The 17,435-nt window shown below is 46.7% G+C and carries 12 protein-coding genes; 9 read left to right on the top strand and 3 right to left on the bottom strand.

Translation table 11 applies throughout. From position 1 onward, the window contains the following. Positions 1 to 53: 53 nt before the first annotated feature. Positions 54 to 3,431, bottom strand: a complete 3,378-nt coding sequence (locus tag DDT91_RS00060; RefSeq protein ID WP_187174261.1) for a methylmalonyl-CoA mutase family protein — start codon at positions 3,429 to 3,431, stop codon at positions 54 to 56. A 256-nt stretch (positions 3,432 to 3,687) separates the two neighbouring features. Between DDT91_RS00060 and DDT91_RS00055 the strand changes: the two genes are divergently transcribed. After that, positions 3,688 to 5,022: a sugar porter family MFS transporter gene (locus tag DDT91_RS00055; RefSeq protein ID WP_187174077.1), complete on the top strand. Its 1,335-nt coding sequence runs from the start codon at positions 3,688 to 3,690 to the stop codon at positions 5,020 to 5,022. Position 5,023: 1 nt separating this feature from the next. Beyond that, the gene (locus DDT91_RS00050; protein ID WP_187174076.1) at positions 5,024 to 5,902 is read left to right on the top strand and encodes a carbohydrate kinase; all 879 of its coding nucleotides are present in this window, start codon (positions 5,024 to 5,026) and stop codon (positions 5,900 to 5,902) included. 3 nt (positions 5,903 to 5,905) lie between these two features. Here the strand turns inward: DDT91_RS00050 and DDT91_RS00045 are convergent, their stop codons facing one another. Next, positions 5,906 to 6,373, bottom strand: coding sequence for a histidine phosphatase family protein (locus DDT91_RS00045; protein ID WP_187174075.1), 468 nt, complete (start codon positions 6,371 to 6,373; stop codon positions 5,906 to 5,908). 153 nt (positions 6,374 to 6,526) lie between these two features. On the opposite strand from DDT91_RS00045, the gene topA reads away from it, so the two are divergent. Beyond that, on the top strand, positions 6,527 to 8,854 hold the full coding sequence (gene topA / locus DDT91_RS00040; RefSeq protein WP_187174074.1) for a type I DNA topoisomerase: 2,328 nt from the start codon (positions 6,527 to 6,529) through the stop codon (positions 8,852 to 8,854). A gap of 438 nt (positions 8,855 to 9,292) precedes the next feature. On the opposite strand, the gene DDT91_RS00035 is transcribed toward topA, so the two are convergent. Beyond that, positions 9,293 to 9,784, bottom strand: coding sequence for a hypothetical protein (locus DDT91_RS00035; RefSeq protein WP_187174073.1), 492 nt, complete (start codon positions 9,782 to 9,784; stop codon positions 9,293 to 9,295). Positions 9,785 to 10,463: 679 nt separating this feature from the next. On the opposite strand from DDT91_RS00035, the gene DDT91_RS00030 reads away from it, so the two are divergent. The 6 genes from DDT91_RS00030 to DDT91_RS00005 all read left to right on the top strand — a co-directional run bounded on the left by DDT91_RS00030 (position 10,464) and on the right by DDT91_RS00005 (position 17,311). Further along, entirely contained in the window at positions 10,464 to 11,165 is a 702-nt protein-coding gene (locus DDT91_RS00030) for an NAD-dependent deacylase (RefSeq protein ID WP_187174072.1), read from the top strand. Between the two features lie 117 nt (positions 11,166 to 11,282). Next, positions 11,283 to 12,626: an NAD(P)/FAD-dependent oxidoreductase gene (locus tag DDT91_RS00025; protein ID WP_187174071.1), complete on the top strand. Its 1,344-nt coding sequence runs from the start codon at positions 11,283 to 11,285 to the stop codon at positions 12,624 to 12,626. Between the two features lie 8 nt (positions 12,627 to 12,634). Continuing rightward, positions 12,635 to 13,750: a serine hydrolase gene (locus DDT91_RS00020; RefSeq protein ID WP_187174070.1), complete on the top strand. Its 1,116-nt coding sequence runs from the start codon at positions 12,635 to 12,637 to the stop codon at positions 13,748 to 13,750. Then, the gene (locus DDT91_RS00015; RefSeq protein ID WP_187174069.1) at positions 13,747 to 15,081 is read left to right on the top strand and encodes a YfcC family protein; all 1,335 of its coding nucleotides are present in this window, start codon (positions 13,747 to 13,749) and stop codon (positions 15,079 to 15,081) included. The genes DDT91_RS00020 and DDT91_RS00015 overlap by 4 nt, the downstream gene beginning before the upstream one ends. 26 nt (positions 15,082 to 15,107) lie before the next feature. After that, positions 15,108 to 16,127, top strand: coding sequence for an L-glyceraldehyde 3-phosphate reductase (mgrA, locus tag DDT91_RS00010; RefSeq protein WP_187174068.1), 1,020 nt, complete (start codon positions 15,108 to 15,110; stop codon positions 16,125 to 16,127). After that, positions 16,127 to 17,311 (top strand): MFS transporter, encoded by a 1,185-nt coding sequence (locus DDT91_RS00005; protein ID WP_187174067.1) that lies wholly within the window; start codon positions 16,127 to 16,129, stop codon positions 17,309 to 17,311. The genes mgrA and DDT91_RS00005 overlap by 1 nt, the downstream gene beginning before the upstream one ends. Positions 17,312 to 17,435: the final 124 nt, after the last annotated feature.

The following is a 17,435-nucleotide window of genomic DNA, read 5'->3' as shown; positions in this document are numbered from 1 at the left end:
TCTTGGTTCTAAGCTCTCTTCTTCGATCTCCCGTCTCCCCTCTTCCAACTACCTCACATATTCCTTCGATACTGTCCTCCTACCTCATACAAGGCATGAGTAATCTGCCCCAGAGAACAGTATTTCGCCGCTTCCATCAGTCGCTCGAAGACATTTTCATTGTGGATCGCAGCCTTTTGCAAAGACAACAGTTGATCTTTTTCCAAACCTGCATATACCTGATGAAGGTTCCTCAAGGTGGCGATTTGCGCTTCTTTTTCCTCCACCGTGGCTCGGATTACTTCTCCCGGAATGATTGTCGGTGAGCCTTCGCTGGAAAGGAAGGTATTCACCCCAATGATCGGATACTCCCCGGTATGCTTGAGCATCTCGTAGTGAAGACTTTCCTCCTGGATTTTACCACGCTGATACATGGTCTCCATCGCACCCAGCACACCGCCTCGCTCGGTGATTCGATCGAATTCTGCATAGACCGCTTCTTCCACCAAGTCGGTCAACTCCTCGATAATGAAGGAACCCTGAAGCGGATTCTCGTTTTTCGCTAAGCCCAACTCCTTGTTGATGATCAACTGGATGGCCATCGCCCGACGAACCGATGCTTCCGTAGGCGTGGTGATCGCCTCATCGTAAGCATTGGTGTGAAGAGAATTACAGTTGTCGTAGATCGCATACAGGGCCTGAAGCGTGGTACGGATATCGTTGAAGTCTATTTCCTGTGCATGCAGGGATCTGCCGGATGTCTGGATATGGTACTTGAGCATTTGAGAACGCTCGTTCCCTCCGTATTTCAACTTCATCGCCTTAGCCCAAACTCTCCTTGCCACACGGCCGATGACCGAATACTCAGGATCGATACCATTGGAAAAGAAGAAGGAAAGGTTTGGCGCAAAGTCATTGATGTTCATTCCTCGGGACACGTAGTATTCCACGTAAGTAAATCCGTTGGAAAGCGTCAAGGCCAACTGCGTGATCGGATTGGCACCCGCCTCGGCGATATGGTAACCGGAAATAGAAACCGAATAGAAGTTTCTGACTTTGTTCTCAATAAAATACTGCTGCACATCTCCCATCAACCGAAGCGAAAACTCCGTGGAGAAAATACAGGTGTTCTGTGCCTGATCTTCTTTGAGAATATCTGCCTGAACTGTTCCTCTTACTTTGGAGATCGTGTCCGCTTTGATCTTTTCATACACCTCTTTTGGTAGAACCTGATCTCCGGTCACACCGAGAAGCATCAAGCCCAACCCGTCATTACCTTCTGGAATCGGAGCATTGTATCTCGGTCTTGGAAGACCTTTTTCTTTATAAATAGCTTCGATTTTAGCTTCGACTTCCCCTTCCAAACCATTGGCTTTGATGTACACCTCACACTGCTGATCGATGGCCGCATTCATGAAGAAGGCCGTCATCGTAGCTGCAGGCCCATTGATCGTCATGGACACAGAGGTCATCGGATCGACCAGGTTGAATCCTGAATACAGCTTTTTCGCATCATCCAGACAGCAGACGTTTACGCCTGAGTTACCGATTTTACCATAGATATCCGGACGGTAATCGGGATCTTCTCCATACAGGGTCACTGAGTCAAAAGCGGTAGAAAGTCGCTTTGCCGGCATGGCCTTGGACACGTAATGGAAGCGCTTGTTGGTTCGCTCCGGCCCACCCTCTCCTGCAAACATTCGGGTAGGATCTTCCCCTTCTCGCTTAAATGGAAATACTCCAGAAGTGTAAGGGAATTGTCCGGGCACATTTTCCCTTAAGCCCCATTTCAGCAATTCTCCCCAAGCTTCATACTTCGGAAGGGCTACTTTTGGAATTCGGGAATTGGCTAAGGAGGTGCTGTAGGTTTTTACTTTCAGTTCCTTGTCACGGACTTTGAATACATAAAAATCATCTGAATAACGAGCTGCTTCAGACGGCCATTCTTCCAGCCACTTCTTGTTTTTCGGGTCGAGGTTTAGCTCAACTTGCGCATATACCTCTTGAAGTTCCTTGATCAAGCGATCCTTGTCCGCCACTTTCGTAGCCCGGATTGCCTCGATTGATTTCTTTATGGAGTAGAGTTGCTGGGCGATTTCCTTCTGCTCCTCCACCCACTTGTCATAGTTGCGGTTGACTTCCGTGATCTCGCTGAGGTAGCGGGTACGGGCAGGCGGAATGATATAGATTTTCTCCGAAGTACCGGCGGTAAGTTCAAATGAACTTTCCAATCCGGAGAATTTCTCATTGACCTTGCCGATGATCGCTCGGTACAGCTGATTCATTCCCGGGTCATTAAACTGAGAAGCGATGGTACCAAACACCGGAATATCCTCATCGGCAATGTCCCATAGGTTGTGATTGCGCTTGTATTGTTTCTTGACATCACGAATCGCATCAAGCGCCCCACGCTTGTCAAACTTGTTCAGCGCGATCACATCGGCAAAGTCCAGCATGTCGATTTTCTCCAATTGCGAAGCCGCACCATACTCTGGAGTCATGACATAAAGCGAAATATCCGAATGCTCGATAATCTCCGTATCGGACTGACCGATACCGGAAGTTTCCAAAATCACCAAGTCAAATCCAGCTGCTTTCACCGTATCTACCGCATCCTGCACGTATTTGGAAAGGGCCAAATTGGACTGACGGGTAGCCAAGGAACGCATGAATACACGAGGATGATTGATGGAATTCATACGAATTCGGTCTCCCAAAAGTGCTCCCCCTGTTTTTCTTTTGGAAGGATCGACAGAGATGATGGCGAGGTTTTTATCCTCAAAATCGATGATGAATCTTCTCACCAATTCATCCACCAAGGAAGATTTACCCGCTCCACCTGTTCCGGTGATGCCCAACACAGGCGTCTTGCTGCTTTGGCTGGCTTTTCTGATTTTCTCCAAAAGCGAAGCCGACTGCTCAGGGAAATTTTCAAAAGCAGAGATGGCTCTAGCTACGCTTCCTTTTTCACTTTTATCCAAGACAAAATCAGCGGACACTTGATCTCCTACCGGAAAATCACAGGCAGAAACCAGGTCATTGATCATTCCCTGCAAGCCCATCGCTCGTCCGTCGTCCGGAGAATAGATTCGGGTAATCCCGTACCCATGCAATTCTTTGATTTCATCCGGAAGGATGGTTCCCCCTCCCCCGCCAAAAATTTTGATATGTCCCGCTCCCTTTTCTTTGAGCAAGTCATACATGTATTTGAAAAACTCCACATGACCGCCTTGGTAGGAAGTAATCGCTATGGCCTGCACATCTTCTTGAATGGCACATTCAACGATTTCCTGAACCGAGCGATTGTGACCGAGGTGAATCACTTCACAGCCCGTGGACTGGATAATTCTTCTCATGATATTGATCGCCGCATCATGTCCGTCAAAAAGCGAGGCGGCGGTCACGATCCGGATGTGGTTTTTGGGTTTGTAAATCTCAGTTGGTAAAGTCATGACCTTGGGTTTGTATTCGGTATAGGGTACAAATTTGACACAAAATGGTTTGGTTTCTGCGCCTGCGAATATAAGGATTTTCACCCGAGCGGAATTTTCCGAACATGGAAAAACAGAATTTTATTTGGTTACTGATAAAATTTTTCAGCAAGGAAATCGATTGATTCCACTTTTGATGGCTTGGAAATGGTTGGCTCTGTTTTGAAATAAAAACCTTCTCCTTAGTTTAGTAAGCATTAAACCCTCAAGCACCTCCATGTCTTCGAAAAACTACGCCTTTTTTGTCTCGATCACAGCCGCGTTAGGCGGCTTTTTATTTGGCTTTGACACCGCGGTCATTTCCGGTGCCGAGCGAGCAATACAGGAAGTCTGGGAGCTAAGCGATTGGACGCATGGAATGGCGATTGCCTCAGCGCTGTATGGTACGGTGATCGGTGCTCTGTTTGGAGGGATACCGGCAGATCGATTTGGGAGAAAGAAAAGCTTACTTTGGATCGGTTTATTCTACTTCATTTCAGCATTAGGTTCTGGTATCGCTTGGGACGTCACCTCCTTCACGTTCTTCCGATTTTTGGGTGGATTGGGAGTAGGTGCTTCTTCAGTGGTAGCTCCGATGTATATCTCAGAGATCGCTCCTGCCAAAAACCGTGGACTTTTGGTTGCCCTTTACCAGTTCAATATCGTGTTTGGTATTGTGATGGCTTATGTGTCAAACTATCTCATCGGCACAGCCCAACTCCCAGAAGACTGGCGCTGGATGCTGGGGGTAGAAGCGATACCGGCATTAATCTACAGTGTGATGATCTTCAGTATTCCGGAAAGTCCACGCTGGTTGATCGCCAAATTCAACCATCTGACCAAAGCCAGGGAAATCCTCACCCGAACCGACCCGGATGGAGTAGATGAAGCGATCCGACTGGCGATTGAAGAAGAGAAGAGCATGAAGCAAAAGGCGGGCTTTGGCACTCTTTTCAGTTCACGATTTTTTTCCAGCACCATGCTGGCCGTGATGATTGCCTTTTTCAACCAGGTTTCAGGGATCAATGCGATCATCTATTTCGCTCCTAGAATCTTCGAAATGGCAGGAATCTCTACTGAAAACGCCTTAATCTCTACGATCGGAATCGGTTTGATCAATCTTTTTGCCACCTTTTTTGGCCTCTATCTGATTGATCGACTGGGAAGAAAAAAACTGATGTACATCGGTTCCTTTGGCTATATCATCTCCCTCAGCCTGATGGCGTACAATTTCCTCGGACCGGGAATTCCGGCCTTTTGGCTGCCCATTTTCGTCTTTGGATTCATCGCTTCCCATGCAGTTGGCCAAGGCTCGGTGATTTGGGTATTTATATCTGAAATGTTCCCCAATGAGCTACGGGCTTCGGGTCAATCTTTGGGTTCCTTTACCCACTGGATTTTGGCAGCGGTGATCGCCAACGTCTTTCCGTTCTTTGCCAACAATTTCGGACCGGGCTACATTTTCGCCTTTTTCTGCCTGATGATGGTCTGGCAGTTGCTTTGGGTAATGTTTAAAATGCCGGAGACCAAAGGCCGGTCTCTGGAAGAAATTCAAAAAGATTTACATAACTAATATGCGAGATCACGTCGTCATCTTCGGTGAAATGCTTTGGGACTGCCTTCCTACCGGCCCGGTGGCTGGTGGCGCCCCTATGAATGTGGCTTTGAATCTGCACCAACTGGGATTGAATTCCAGGCTTATTTCCGCGGTAGGAGCCGATGAAGACGGAAGAAAACTCCTTGATTTCCTCCAGGAATTTAACCTGCCCCTTGATCTGATTCAAACCAAAGCGGATCAAGAAACCTCCAAGGTTCTGGTGGACACCTCGGATCCCGAAAACATCAAGTACACCATCGTATCTCCTGTCGCATGGGATTTTATCGAATGGTCGGAAGACCTTGATCTGGCTGTAGAAGAAGCCGATGCTTTTGTTTTTGGCACCTTGGGAGTCAGAAACCCGGAAAGCCTAAAAACCTTGCTTAAGCTCCTTCACCATCCCACTTTGCGGATTTTTGATGCCAACCTCAGACCTCCGTTTTATGATTTTGAGGTGATCGAGACACTTCTCGGGTATGCAGATATCCTCAAAATCAACGAAGACGAGTTGGAGATTTTTGCTGACTATTTTAAAACCGAACCTACCGTAGAGAGTCTTTGCAGCTTCCTAGACACTCATTTCCCCATGGAGATCATCTGCATCACCCGAGGGGCAAAGGGTGCTGTAATCTATCAAAAGGGAAAAATCATTGAGCATCCCGGATATCAAGTGAAGTTCCAGGATTCCATCGGAGCAGGAGACGCGTTTTTAAGCGGTTTTATCAAGATGTATCTGGAAGAAAAAAGTCCGGAAGAAATTCTAGACTTCGCCTGCAAGCTCGGTGGATTCGTGGCCACCAAAAAAGGAGCAACTCCGAGATACACCGAGGCTGAGGTACATCGGGAGATCCACTGATTCTTACTGAAGGATTTCCTTCAGGGTGGCTGTATTCATCCCGATCATGTACCATTCAGATAATTCCAAATCCAGGATAGCCATCATTCCGGGTTGGAGGCCGATGTAATTGCCTGAAGTGAGGTGAGAAAGCAACAAACTGATGGTGGGATTATGTCCGATCAGCAAACAGGTGGAGACCACTTTCGGCGTGTTTTCGATCAGCTTTATCAATGTCTCCAAATGCGCAGAATAGATCTCCTTTTCATAGATCTCCTCTGCAATAGAAATATGGGATTTGATGATTTGGGCAGTCTCCCGGGTACGGGTAGCAGCCGAACAATACATCAAGTCTATTTCAAGGCCCCGCTCTTCAAGGGTATTTCCCAATTTATTTAATTGATCTTTTCCCCTAGCAGTGAGCTGTCGTTGGAAATCCACTCCATCTGAAAAACCTGCTTCCCCATGCCTTAAAAGAATTAACTGCTTCATTTCGATATCGATTTTTCCAAAAATCCAAGTTTAACAATCCAAAAATCAAACCAAACCTCCACATTGGATTTTTTTATTATTTGGAGGAGAAAACAATGCCCTCTATTTTTAGCCCTTCAAGAATGGCCTCAGAGGTCACCAACTTCTTCTTTTATGTCTAAAAATCTTGTCATCGTCGAATCCCCTGCCAAGGCCAAAACCATCGAAGGTTACCTGGGCAAGGATTACAAAGTAGTCTCCAGCTACGGCCACGTGCGGGACTTACCCAAAGGCGATAAAGCGATAGATATCAAAAACCGCTTCAAACCGACCTACGAGGTGACTCCTGACAAAAAGGAAGTCATCAAAAACCTAAAATCCTTGGTAAAAGATGCCGAAACGGTCTATCTCGCAAGTGACGATGACCGCGAGGGGGAGGCTATTTCCTGGCATTTGAAAGAAGTATTGAAGCTGGATGATCAACATACCAAGCGCATCGTCTTTAGGGAAATCACCAAAAATGCCATCACTAAGGCCATTGAAAATCCCAGAGGCATTGACTACGATTTGGTGAATGCACAGCAGGCCAGGCGAATTCTGGACCGATTGGTGGGATTTGAACTTTCTCCTATCCTTTGGAAAAAAATCAAAACCGGTCTTTCTGCCGGACGTGTGCAGTCCGTGGCGGTAAGGCTTATAGTAGAAAGAGAACGGGAAATCGAAGCCCACAAAGCCAAGTCTTCCTTCCGTATCACCGCCATCTTCGAAGTGGATGGAAAAAGCTTTCAGGCTGAACTGCCCAAAAAGTTTGACACCAAAGCAGAAGCAGAAGAATTCCTAAAGAACTGTCTTAACGCGACTTTTTCTGTAGGTAATCTAGAAAAGAAACCAGCTAAAAAGTCTCCTGCTGCACCTTTTACCACCTCCACCTTACAGCAGGAAGCTTCCAGAAAGCTGTACTTCTCCGTGGCTCAGACCATGTCGGTAGCCCAGAAGCTCTATGAGGCAGGTAAAATCACCTACATGCGTACAGATAGCACCAACTTGTCTCAGGACGCCTTGGCTGCCGCAAAAAATGCCATCGAAAACTCATTTGGACCTCAATACCACAAGTCCAGACAATATTCTACCAAAAGCGAAAGTGCCCAGGAAGCCCACGAAGCCATCCGCCCTACTGACTTTTCCAAAAGCCAGGTAAGCGGTGACCGCAATGAGCAAAGACTGTATGAACTGATCTGGAAGCGGGCCATCGCCTCTCAGATGGCTGATGCCGAACTGGAGCGCACCACCATCACCATCGACATCTCCAATTCTCCTCAGCATCTGGTAGCCACTGGAGAAATCATCAAGTTTGATGGCTTCCTCAAAGTATACCTTGAGGATACTGACGACGAACCGGAAGACGACGAGGAAGGCAACAAGTCCCTTTTGCCTCCACTTTCGATTGGACAGGCCCTGTCCTTGAGAGAGATGAAAGGAAAAGAAACCTTTACCCGACCAGCTCCCAGATATACCGAAGCTTCTCTGGTGAAAAAATTGGAAGAATTGGGGATTGGCCGACCTTCCACCTACGCGCCTACCATCTCTACCATCCAAAAGCGAGATTACGTAGTGAAGGAATCCAGGGAAGGAACTTCCAGAAACTATGTGGAAATGACTATTTCAGGAGGGAAATTCAAAGAAGCCCAGAAAACGGAAAATACCGGGGCTGAAAAGAATAAGCTTTTCCCAACCAACATGGCCATGGTAGTCAATGATTTCCTGGTGGAACACTTCCCCAATGTAATCGATTTCCACTTCACCGCTAAGGTGGAAAAGGAATTTGACGAGATAGCGGCCGGAGGCCAGGATTGGCAGGATATGATCGATGCCTTTTATGGAAAGTTCCACCACAGCGTGGAAGAGACCGAGCAAGTCTCCCGTCAGGAAGTAAACTCCAGCAGACTAATTGGTCAGCATCCTACCTCAGGCAAAAATGTATATGCCCGTCTGGGCAGATTTGGACCTTTGGTGCAAATCGGGGAAAATGAAGACGAGGACAAGCAGTTTGCCAGCTTGAAAAAAGGGCAGTTTATCGAAAACGTGACCATGGAAGATGCCTTGGAGCTTTTCAAACTTCCCCGAGAAGTGGGCTTCTTTGAGGACAAAAAAATGACCGCTGCTGTAGGTCGCTTCGGCCCATACATCCGTCACGACAATGCTTTCTATTCTCTCCAAAAAGGCCAAGACCCACTGGCGATCACCGAAGCAGAGGCGATCGAACTGATCCAAGCCAAGCGTGAGGCAGATGCCAACAAGCATATCAAAACCTTTGACGAGAATCCTGAGATACAAATCCTCAACGGCCGATGGGGACCTTACATCAAGTTTGGGAAAAATAACTTCAAAATCCCGAAGGGTAAAGAAGCTGAGCAGTTGACCTATACGGAAACCGTCGAAATCATCGAAGCTCAACCCGACAACGGCAAGAAAAAAGGGAAATTCCCTGCCAAGAAAAAATAACCCTAAACCGATCCTGAAAAGGGTCGGTTTTATTGTATCCCGTAAATCCGCTTTTTTACCAGAAGGCTTAGCTAGCTTAAGAAATTTCTCGAAAAGGCTGAAATCTGGAATCCTTCGGTCATCGGTCGCCTGTGCTAAGCACCTTAACGACGAGAGTCGGGAAGTTCAAAGCATCCGACCCATTAATCAAAGAGTATTTGGCTGGTGGTGCAATTGCGGACAATCATAAATTATATTTTAAGTCAGGTCGTCGTTGATGGAGTCAAGGATCACCCTAAAAAATTTCGATTACCTGCAATTCTGCCGGTTACCAAATTTACATAGAAACACCTCGCCGAATCCTGGACATGTTGAACTACCTGCAACAAAGCGGATAAGAAAAAAAAATGACGCGGGATTACCAGCGTCATTTTCTACTCCTTAAACTCAAGCAATCATTTAAGGATTTTTGGGGCCATGCTCAGCGAGCATTTTTTCGTGATCCATCTTCAATTCTGCATGCTCTTTTTCCATTTTCTCGTGGTCAGCCATCAATTGATCGTGCTCGGTTTTCATAGCTTCATGCTCTGCATTGACTTCTTCATCCGTCATTTCTCCGAGTTCATGCTTCTTTTCGAGTTCCCCATGCTTCTTGATGATTTCCTCATGCTGGGCCAAGAGTGCCTTATGGGACTCGATTAGCTGTTGATGCTTAGCTTCCAGTTCTACGTGAAGGGAATCAGTCTCCGGTAAAGCTGCATGCTGGGTTACCCAAGATTCATGTTCCGCCTCGAGAGTGGCGTGACTTTCTTCCATAGACTGATGGGCGGCCTCCATTGCAGCATGCTCTTCTGCGATTTGCTGATGGAGTTCGGCATTGAAGGAAGGCTTACAAGACCAAGCCGTAATCGCGGCTAAGACTAAAATGATACTCAAATTGGTTTTCTTCATGGTGGTTTGGGATTTGTTTTTGATAAAATATTTTAAAATTTTAATAAAATTAAAATTTTTTACTTCACATTTTTATTTTTTCAAAATAAAAAATTGAAAAATAGCCATTTTTTGAATAGCATCACTAGCGAGTGTAAAAGTAATCTTAACCAATCAAACTGCTTTTTTAAACTGACTTTTGGTCTTCAGTATTGGATTGAACTGCGAAAGCAAGGAGGAAAGTACATTTTGCCTTTCAAATTCTTTGAAGAAATCCGTGTAACACCGATAGTTACTAGTCGTTAGTTGATTTTATTCAATATTGGTACAAACCACTTCAAAATCCCTAAGAGTAAAAAAGCTGAGCAGTTGATCTATGCGGAAACCCTCAAAATCAACAAAGCTCAACTCGACAACGGCAAGTAAAAAGGAAGTTCCCTTCCAAGTAAAACGTAATCCCAAACCGAACCTGAGAAGGGCCGGTTTTGTTTTTTGGGCTAAAGCCCAAGGGATTTTTTATTCATCAATTGAATGGGCTAAAGCCACATTCCTATTCATAGATTTATTTCCCAATCCTTGAATTGCCTCCAGCTTTAGCTGGGGGAAATATGATATTGTTAGATTGTCCTATGGCTTTAGCCAAATCCTTTTTTGCTCATTGCTCCAATTTTATCCTAAATTCCATTTTAAATCTCTACCCATGTCCCGAGAAAAACTAGTCGTCCTCACCGGTGCCGGCGTATCGGCGGAAAGCGGCATTCGCACCTTCCGTGATTCCAATGGCCTCTGGGAAAACCACAACGTGATGGAGGTTGCCTCACCCGAAGGCTGGAGAAAAAACCGCGCCTTGGTCTTGGAATTCTATAACCAACGGAGAAAACAAGCCCGGGAATGCCAGCCGAATGCCGCTCACTTAGCCCTAGCCCGGCTGGAACGGTACCTTGACGTCGAGATCATCACTCAAAACGTGGATGACCTGCATGAGCGTGCCGGCTCCACCAAAGTCCTTCACCTTCATGGCGAACTCAACAAAGCCCAAAGCACCCTCGATCCCCAACTGGTCTATCACCTGGAGCATTGGGAAATCAAAGAAGGTGACAAATGCGAAAAAGGAAGTCAACTCAGACCCTTCATCGTATGGTTTGGAGAGGCGGTACCGATGATGATTCCTGCAATCAATCTGGCCAAGTCGGCTGATTTCTTTTTGGTATTGGGGACCTCCCTGCAAGTCTATCCGGCAGCCAGTTTGATAGATTATGTACCCACGGGAGCTCCAAAGTTTTTGATCGATCCTGTCAAACCCGACAAGTACCTCGGAAAAGAAATCCAGGTTATTCAGGAAAAAGCGACAGTGGGAATGGAAAAATTCACCGAATTGATTCTGACCCAGCTCGGATTATAGATTCAAACCAAGAAGGATGAGCGGACTAGAAGGCAAAAGTCGATTTTTTGTCCTAGATTAATTCCCGAAAAACCAAGAATCAGCAGCCCCTACTTACTCATAAACCCAAAATCAGTAATGAAGTACAAAATCGCGGTGATCGGTGCAGGTCCCTCCGGAATCACTGCCCTCAAAAATCTACTCGACCAAGGATTGGATGCAGTGGCCTTTGACCGCAACGAAGAGGTGGGCGGAAACTGGATTTATTCTGAAAACGAAAGTCATTCCAGCGTTTTTGAAACCACACATATCATTTCCTCCAAGACACTCTCCCAATACGAGGATTTTACCTTTGATGAGTTTGATCCCGAGACGGCAGACTATCCTTCCCATGAGGTATTGAGAACTTACTTTCAGGCTTATGCCCGAAAATTCAACCTCTATCCTTACATCAGGTTTGGGACGATGGTCAAGCACTGTAAGTGGGTGGACGAACTCACTTGGGAAATCACTACCGAAAAGAACGGCGAAGAGAACACCGAAAAATTCACCCACTTGGTGGTAGCCAACGGGCATCATTGGAAACCGAGGTACCCTGAATATCCAGGAGAGTTTACCGGAGAATTTCTCCACTCTCACCATTTCAAAAAAGCTGCTCCTTTTGCAGGAAAGCGGGTGTTGGTGATCGGAGGAGGGAATTCCGCCTGTGATGTGGCCGTGGAAACCAGCCGTGTTTCCGCCTCCACTGCCATTTCCTGGAGAAGAGGTTATCGGATCGTTCCCAAGTTTTTCTTTGGAAAACCATCTGACAAAGTAGCAGAACAATCCAAATGGCTTCCTGTCAAGGTAAGGGGATTTTTCAATCAGCTTTTATTGAAGGTGATGCTTGGGGACAATAAAGCCTATGGACTCCGACCCATTACAGAGCCTTTTGGTGCCACCCACCCCACCATCAACGATGAACTCTTGCACAAAATCCGTCATGGAAAAGTCAAGCCAAGACTGGACATCAAACGCTTTGATGGAAAGAAAGTAGTATTCGAAGACGGAAAAGAGGAGGAATTCGATTCCATCATTGCCTGCACAGGCTATTGGCTGAGTCATCCTTTTTTCGACAAGGACTTCATTGATTACTCTTCCGGTCCGGTGCCCCTGTACCTGAAAATGTTCCATCCAAAAATCACCAACCTATACTTTATCGGGATGTTTCAGCCCCTGGGATGCATTTGGCCCGGTGCGGAATTGCAGAGCAAACTGATGGCTCAGGAGCTGATCGGAAAGTGGAAGCGGCCAAAGAACATCGAAGAATTGTGCGAGCGGGAAGTCACCCATCCGCACTACAAGCAGGTGAATACGCCAAGACATACCATCACCGTGGATTTTCATTTGTTTGTGAAAAGCCTAAAAAGGGAATTACCAAAAGATTATGTTTCCAAACTCCCAAAAGCAAAAGCAACTCCTTTGGTAGAATCTGCCCCCTAATCCTGCGCATGAACCAGAAAATCAAATATCTCCTTATCGGACTGGTCTTCTGGTTTCTGCTTTTCCTGAGCTGGGAATGGTGGAAGAGCTATCCCAGCATCAGGTGGACTCACCTTTCTTTTCCTAAAACCAAAACAGAAAGAATAGATTCCATAATCTACCAAAGCCTCATGGAATACCGGCTTCCCGGCATTCTGATTGGGCTGGTTGAAAACGAAAAGCTGGTTTACCTGAAAAGTGCCGGCTTTTCAGACTTGGAATCCAAGGATTCCCTGAAAGTCAACACTCCCTTCCCAGTGGGATCTATCTCAAAGCTGGCAACGGCATTGACCGCTTCTGCCTATTTCAAAGCAGCCGGAATTCCTCTTGAGTCAACTGTCAATGAGCTTTTACCCCAACCCAAAAAACTGGGACCCACGTTTGATTCGATTTCCATTTTGGATCTTTTGAATCATTCTTCCGGGCTAAAAGATCCCAGAAGACTGGAACAACTTTTTATCCATGAGGAAAACCGAAAACTTGTCAAACTTCCCTCCCAGCTGCCAAAATCGAAAAGCAAGGCTAAAGAGACGCAGTATTCGGACCTCAATTATGACCTGTTGGGATATGTTTTGGAGAGTCATTCCGGCCAATCCTTTGATCAATTGGCTGAAGAACTTATCCTGATTCCTTCAGGAATGAATTCTTCAGGCTTCAACACGTCTCCTGATCCCATGGAACACACGGATCTGAAAGCCTACCAACCCACGTTTATCTGGAAAAGGCTGGAGGAAAAAAAGACGAGATTTGAGCGATTCCCCTCTCCATCTTCAGGATTGATCAGTACCGGTGTGGATCTGGGAAATGCCATGATTCACTTTAGCCGCTGGGAAATGGGATTTATCCACAGGCATTTAGACCATCTTTCAGGAGGTAATGGCAAGCCCGCAGGATTTCAGCAATTGGATTTGTCTGGTTTTTCTTTCTTGGGCCATTTTGGGGAGCAAGGAGGATACAATGGATTGTTCTTCTTTTCAAAAGAACTGGATAAGGGAATTTTCTTACTCACCAACGCCAGAGATGTGAAGGATCATCGGGTAAAAATTGCCGAAGCTGTGATTTCAGTTTTAATTTCGAACCCATGAAACTATCCTTTCCCCATCCACTCGTCATTTTATTGATTTTTATCTTTTTGGCCGGAGTGGCCAGTTATCTCATACCTGCCGGAAAGTTTGACCGGATTTTGGATGAGGAAACCGGCAGGGAATTGGTGGTACCGGGGAGTTTTAAAGCCGTTGAACAGGCAAAACCTGGCCTTGCAGATCTCTTTTTGGCGATCCCGGAGGGAGTCATTGCGGGTGCAGAGATCATGGTGCTGATCTTGTTCATTGGGGGAGCATTCTTTATCGTAGAAAAAACCGGAGCTCTTCAGGCAGGAATTGAAGCCCTGATTTACCGGTTCAGAAATTCCAAAGCCCTGTTGTTTTACCTCTTGGGACTGGTTTTTGCCTTGGGTGGAGCTGCCATTTCCATGCAGGAGGAGATCATCCCCATGGTTCCTGTTTTTGTCATTTTAGCGTCCAAACTCCGATACGATCTCCGGTCCATTATCGCCATTACACTCGGAAGCTCCTTGGTTGGAGCGGCATTTTCTCCGATCAATCCCTTTGTCGCTTTGCTTGCCCAAAAAGTAGCCGAGGTAGAACCTTTCAGCGGGGCGGCATTTCGGGGTGCCTTTTGGCTGATCATTCTACTGGGTTGGATTACCTACCACCGGCTCACGGGCGTCAAACCCTCAAGTGATGAGGCTGCTCAAGAGTTTATTCCCAGTCCTATTTCGGGCCGTTTTGGCTTGATTTTACTGATTTCCTTTGGGGGAATCGGGGTCATGGCCTATGGAATCACAGAGCTGGACTGGGGCTACAATGAAATGTCAGCCCTGTTTTTTGTGATTGGGATCAGTTGTGGATTGATCGCAGGAATGGGCGTAAATGGAACAGCCCGAACCTATGTGCAGGGATTCGGAGAGATGATTTTTGCAGGGATTATTGTGGGTTTGGCCAGAAGCATTTATCTGATTTTGGAGAAAGGGGCAGTGATTGATCCCATCATCCAAGGTCTTTTTGCTCCTCTGGAATCCCTGCCCGATGCTTTGGGAGTTGCTGGCATGTTTATCAGTCAGGCCCTGATCCATATTCCTGTTCCCAGCACCTCCGGTCAGGCGGTATTAACCATGCCTTTGACCGCTCCTTTGATGGACCTAATGCAGATCAGCAGGCAGGTCGCGGTGCTGGCCTATCAGTTTCCAGCCGCCTTGATGGACATGGTCACCCCTACCAATGGTGGAATGATGGCGATCATTGCCGCATCCGGCATTAGCTTTAAAGATTGGATTTCCTACATTTGGAAGAGTTGGCTTTTCCTCCTCACGTTTGCTTTGGGAGTCACTCTCCTGGGCATCCTCTGGTTTGGCTAAGCCCTAATCACCAACCCTGTTTACCTATGCATATCAACGATCACAACCCTCTTTTACCCTATTTTCCGGCTGCTGACCGATACGATCAGATGAAGTATCGCTATTGTGGAAAAAGTGGCCTTCAACTTCCTGAAATCAGCTTGGGACTTTGGCACAACTTCGGTCATAATGCAGATTTTACACTGGGGAGAAAAATCCTCAGACGAGCTTTTGACCTGGGCATTTGCCACTTTGACCTAGCCAACAACTATGGCCCGCCGTTCGGATCGGCTGAGGAGAACTTTGGCAGAATCCTGAAAAAGGACTTTTTGCCCTATCGTGACGAACTCCTGATTTCCTCCAAAGCCGGCTGGGATATGTGGCCCGGACCCTATGGAAATTTCGGTTCCAGGAAATACCTCATCGCCAGCTGCGACCAAAGTCTCAAGCGAATGGGACTTGATTACGTGGATATTTTCTACCACCATCGCCCTGATCCTAACACTCCTTTGGAAGAAACCATGGGAGCCTTGGCTCAACTTCATCGACAAGGAAAAGCGCTCTATGTAGGCATATCCCAATATTCTGCGGAAGACACCGCAAAAGCTCACCAAATCCTAAAGGAAATGGGAGTGCCTTTGCTGATTCATCAGCCACGCTACAGCATGATGGACCGTTGGGTAGAAAACGGCCTGATGGATGTCTTGGGTGAGAAAGGAATCGGAAGTATCGCTTTCTCTCCTTTGGAACAAGGCCTGCTCACTGACAAATACCTCAAAGGAATCCCTGCCGACTCCCGAGCGGCCAAAGACGGGCGATACCTGAAGCCTGAGCAAATCGCTCCTGAAAAACTCTCCAAAATCCAGGCCCTGAACCAAATTGCCCTCCAAAGAGGTCAGACCCTGGCCCAAATGGCCATCGCTTGGCTACTCAAAGACCCAAGAATCACCTCTGTTCTGATTGGGGTTTCTAAACCGGAACAATTGGATGACAACGTGGCCGCGGTGAAAAACAGCAGCTTTAGCAGTACGGAATTGTCAGAAATCGAATCGATTCTAAAAGCCTGATGGCAAAATCAATTTCCTCTCGAAGTGCCCTGATATTGATCGTGATCGCTCAATTTCTGGGCACTTCGCTTTGGTTTGCCGGAAATGCAGCTGCCCCCGAGTTGGAACTCATCCTGGGAGAAAAAGATCTTGTCCCGCTGATTACCTCCATGGTCCAGCTGGGTTTTGTGGCAGGGACCTTCCTATACGCCTTCTTTTCCATCCCAGATCGTTTTTCCCCTTCGGATGTTTTCTTTTTCAGCGCTATCCTAGCCGCTGCCTGCAATCTAGTCTTACTCCTTTTTCCCTTGCAGTTGGGTTTGGTGATCGGCAGCAGGTTTCTGACCGGATTCTTTTTGGCGGGTATTTATCCTGTCGGAATGAAAATCGCCTCCGACTATTTTGAGAAAGGCTTGGGCTCCGCCCTTGGATTTCTGGTAGGTGCCTTGGTTCTGGGAACTGCCTTTCCTTTTTTCCTAAAAGCATTTGAAGTATCCATTTCCTGGAAAATGCTCCTGTTGGCCACATCCGGATTGGCTATAGGAAGCGGAGCTTTGGTTGGCTTTGGCATTCCCGATGGGCCTTTTCGCAAAATCAATCCTAAGTTTGACCTCTCTCTTCTCCCCTCTTTTACCCAAAACAAGGCGTTGAAAGGTGCGGCTGGGGGATATTTCGGTCACATGTGGGAGCTGTACACGTTTTGGGCATTTTTACCGGCCTTAATCCTGTTTTTGGAAAAAGGAAACCTCACAGGTACTACCCAATCCCTTTGGACTTTCCTGATTATTGCCTCAGGAGGTATTTCCTGTGGGTTTGGGGGAATCATTTCAGGCAAAAAAGGAAGCGAAAAAGTAGCCCTTTTCAGCCTGATGGGTTCCGGAATCTGTGGATTGGTACTGCTGATGGCACCGGAAATTCCTACCGGGCTTGTATTTCCTTTTCTGTTGATTTGGGGGATGTTGGTCACGGCTGACTCTCCTCAATTTTCCACCTTGGTAGCCCAAAGCGTCAGGCCCGAACATAGAGGAACTGCGTTGACTCTGGTCAATTGCTTGGGATTTGGGCTTACCATAGGAAGTATTCAAGTGGCTAGATTTCTTTCAGATTTTCTTTCTGCCAAGGTTTACTTGGGCCTTTTGGCTATCGGTCCGATTTTGGGGCTGTGGATCTATCGGTATTTCAGGACTAAGGACTTGGATATTTAATCAATCAAAACAATCACTAGAAAGTATGAAAGGAATCCTATTCCGATCCCGCAGTATATCTCCTTATCTAACTCTCTCTTAAGTCTTTTTATCTTATGTCTTGTGTCTTGCTTCTTGCGTCTAG

The organism is Algoriphagus sp. AK58, assembly GCF_014324365.1.
In the GTDB taxonomy this organism is placed as follows: Bacteria; Bacteroidota; Bacteroidia; order Cytophagales; family Cyclobacteriaceae; genus Algoriphagus.
This window is presented reverse-complemented; position numbering and strand designations above follow the sequence as displayed.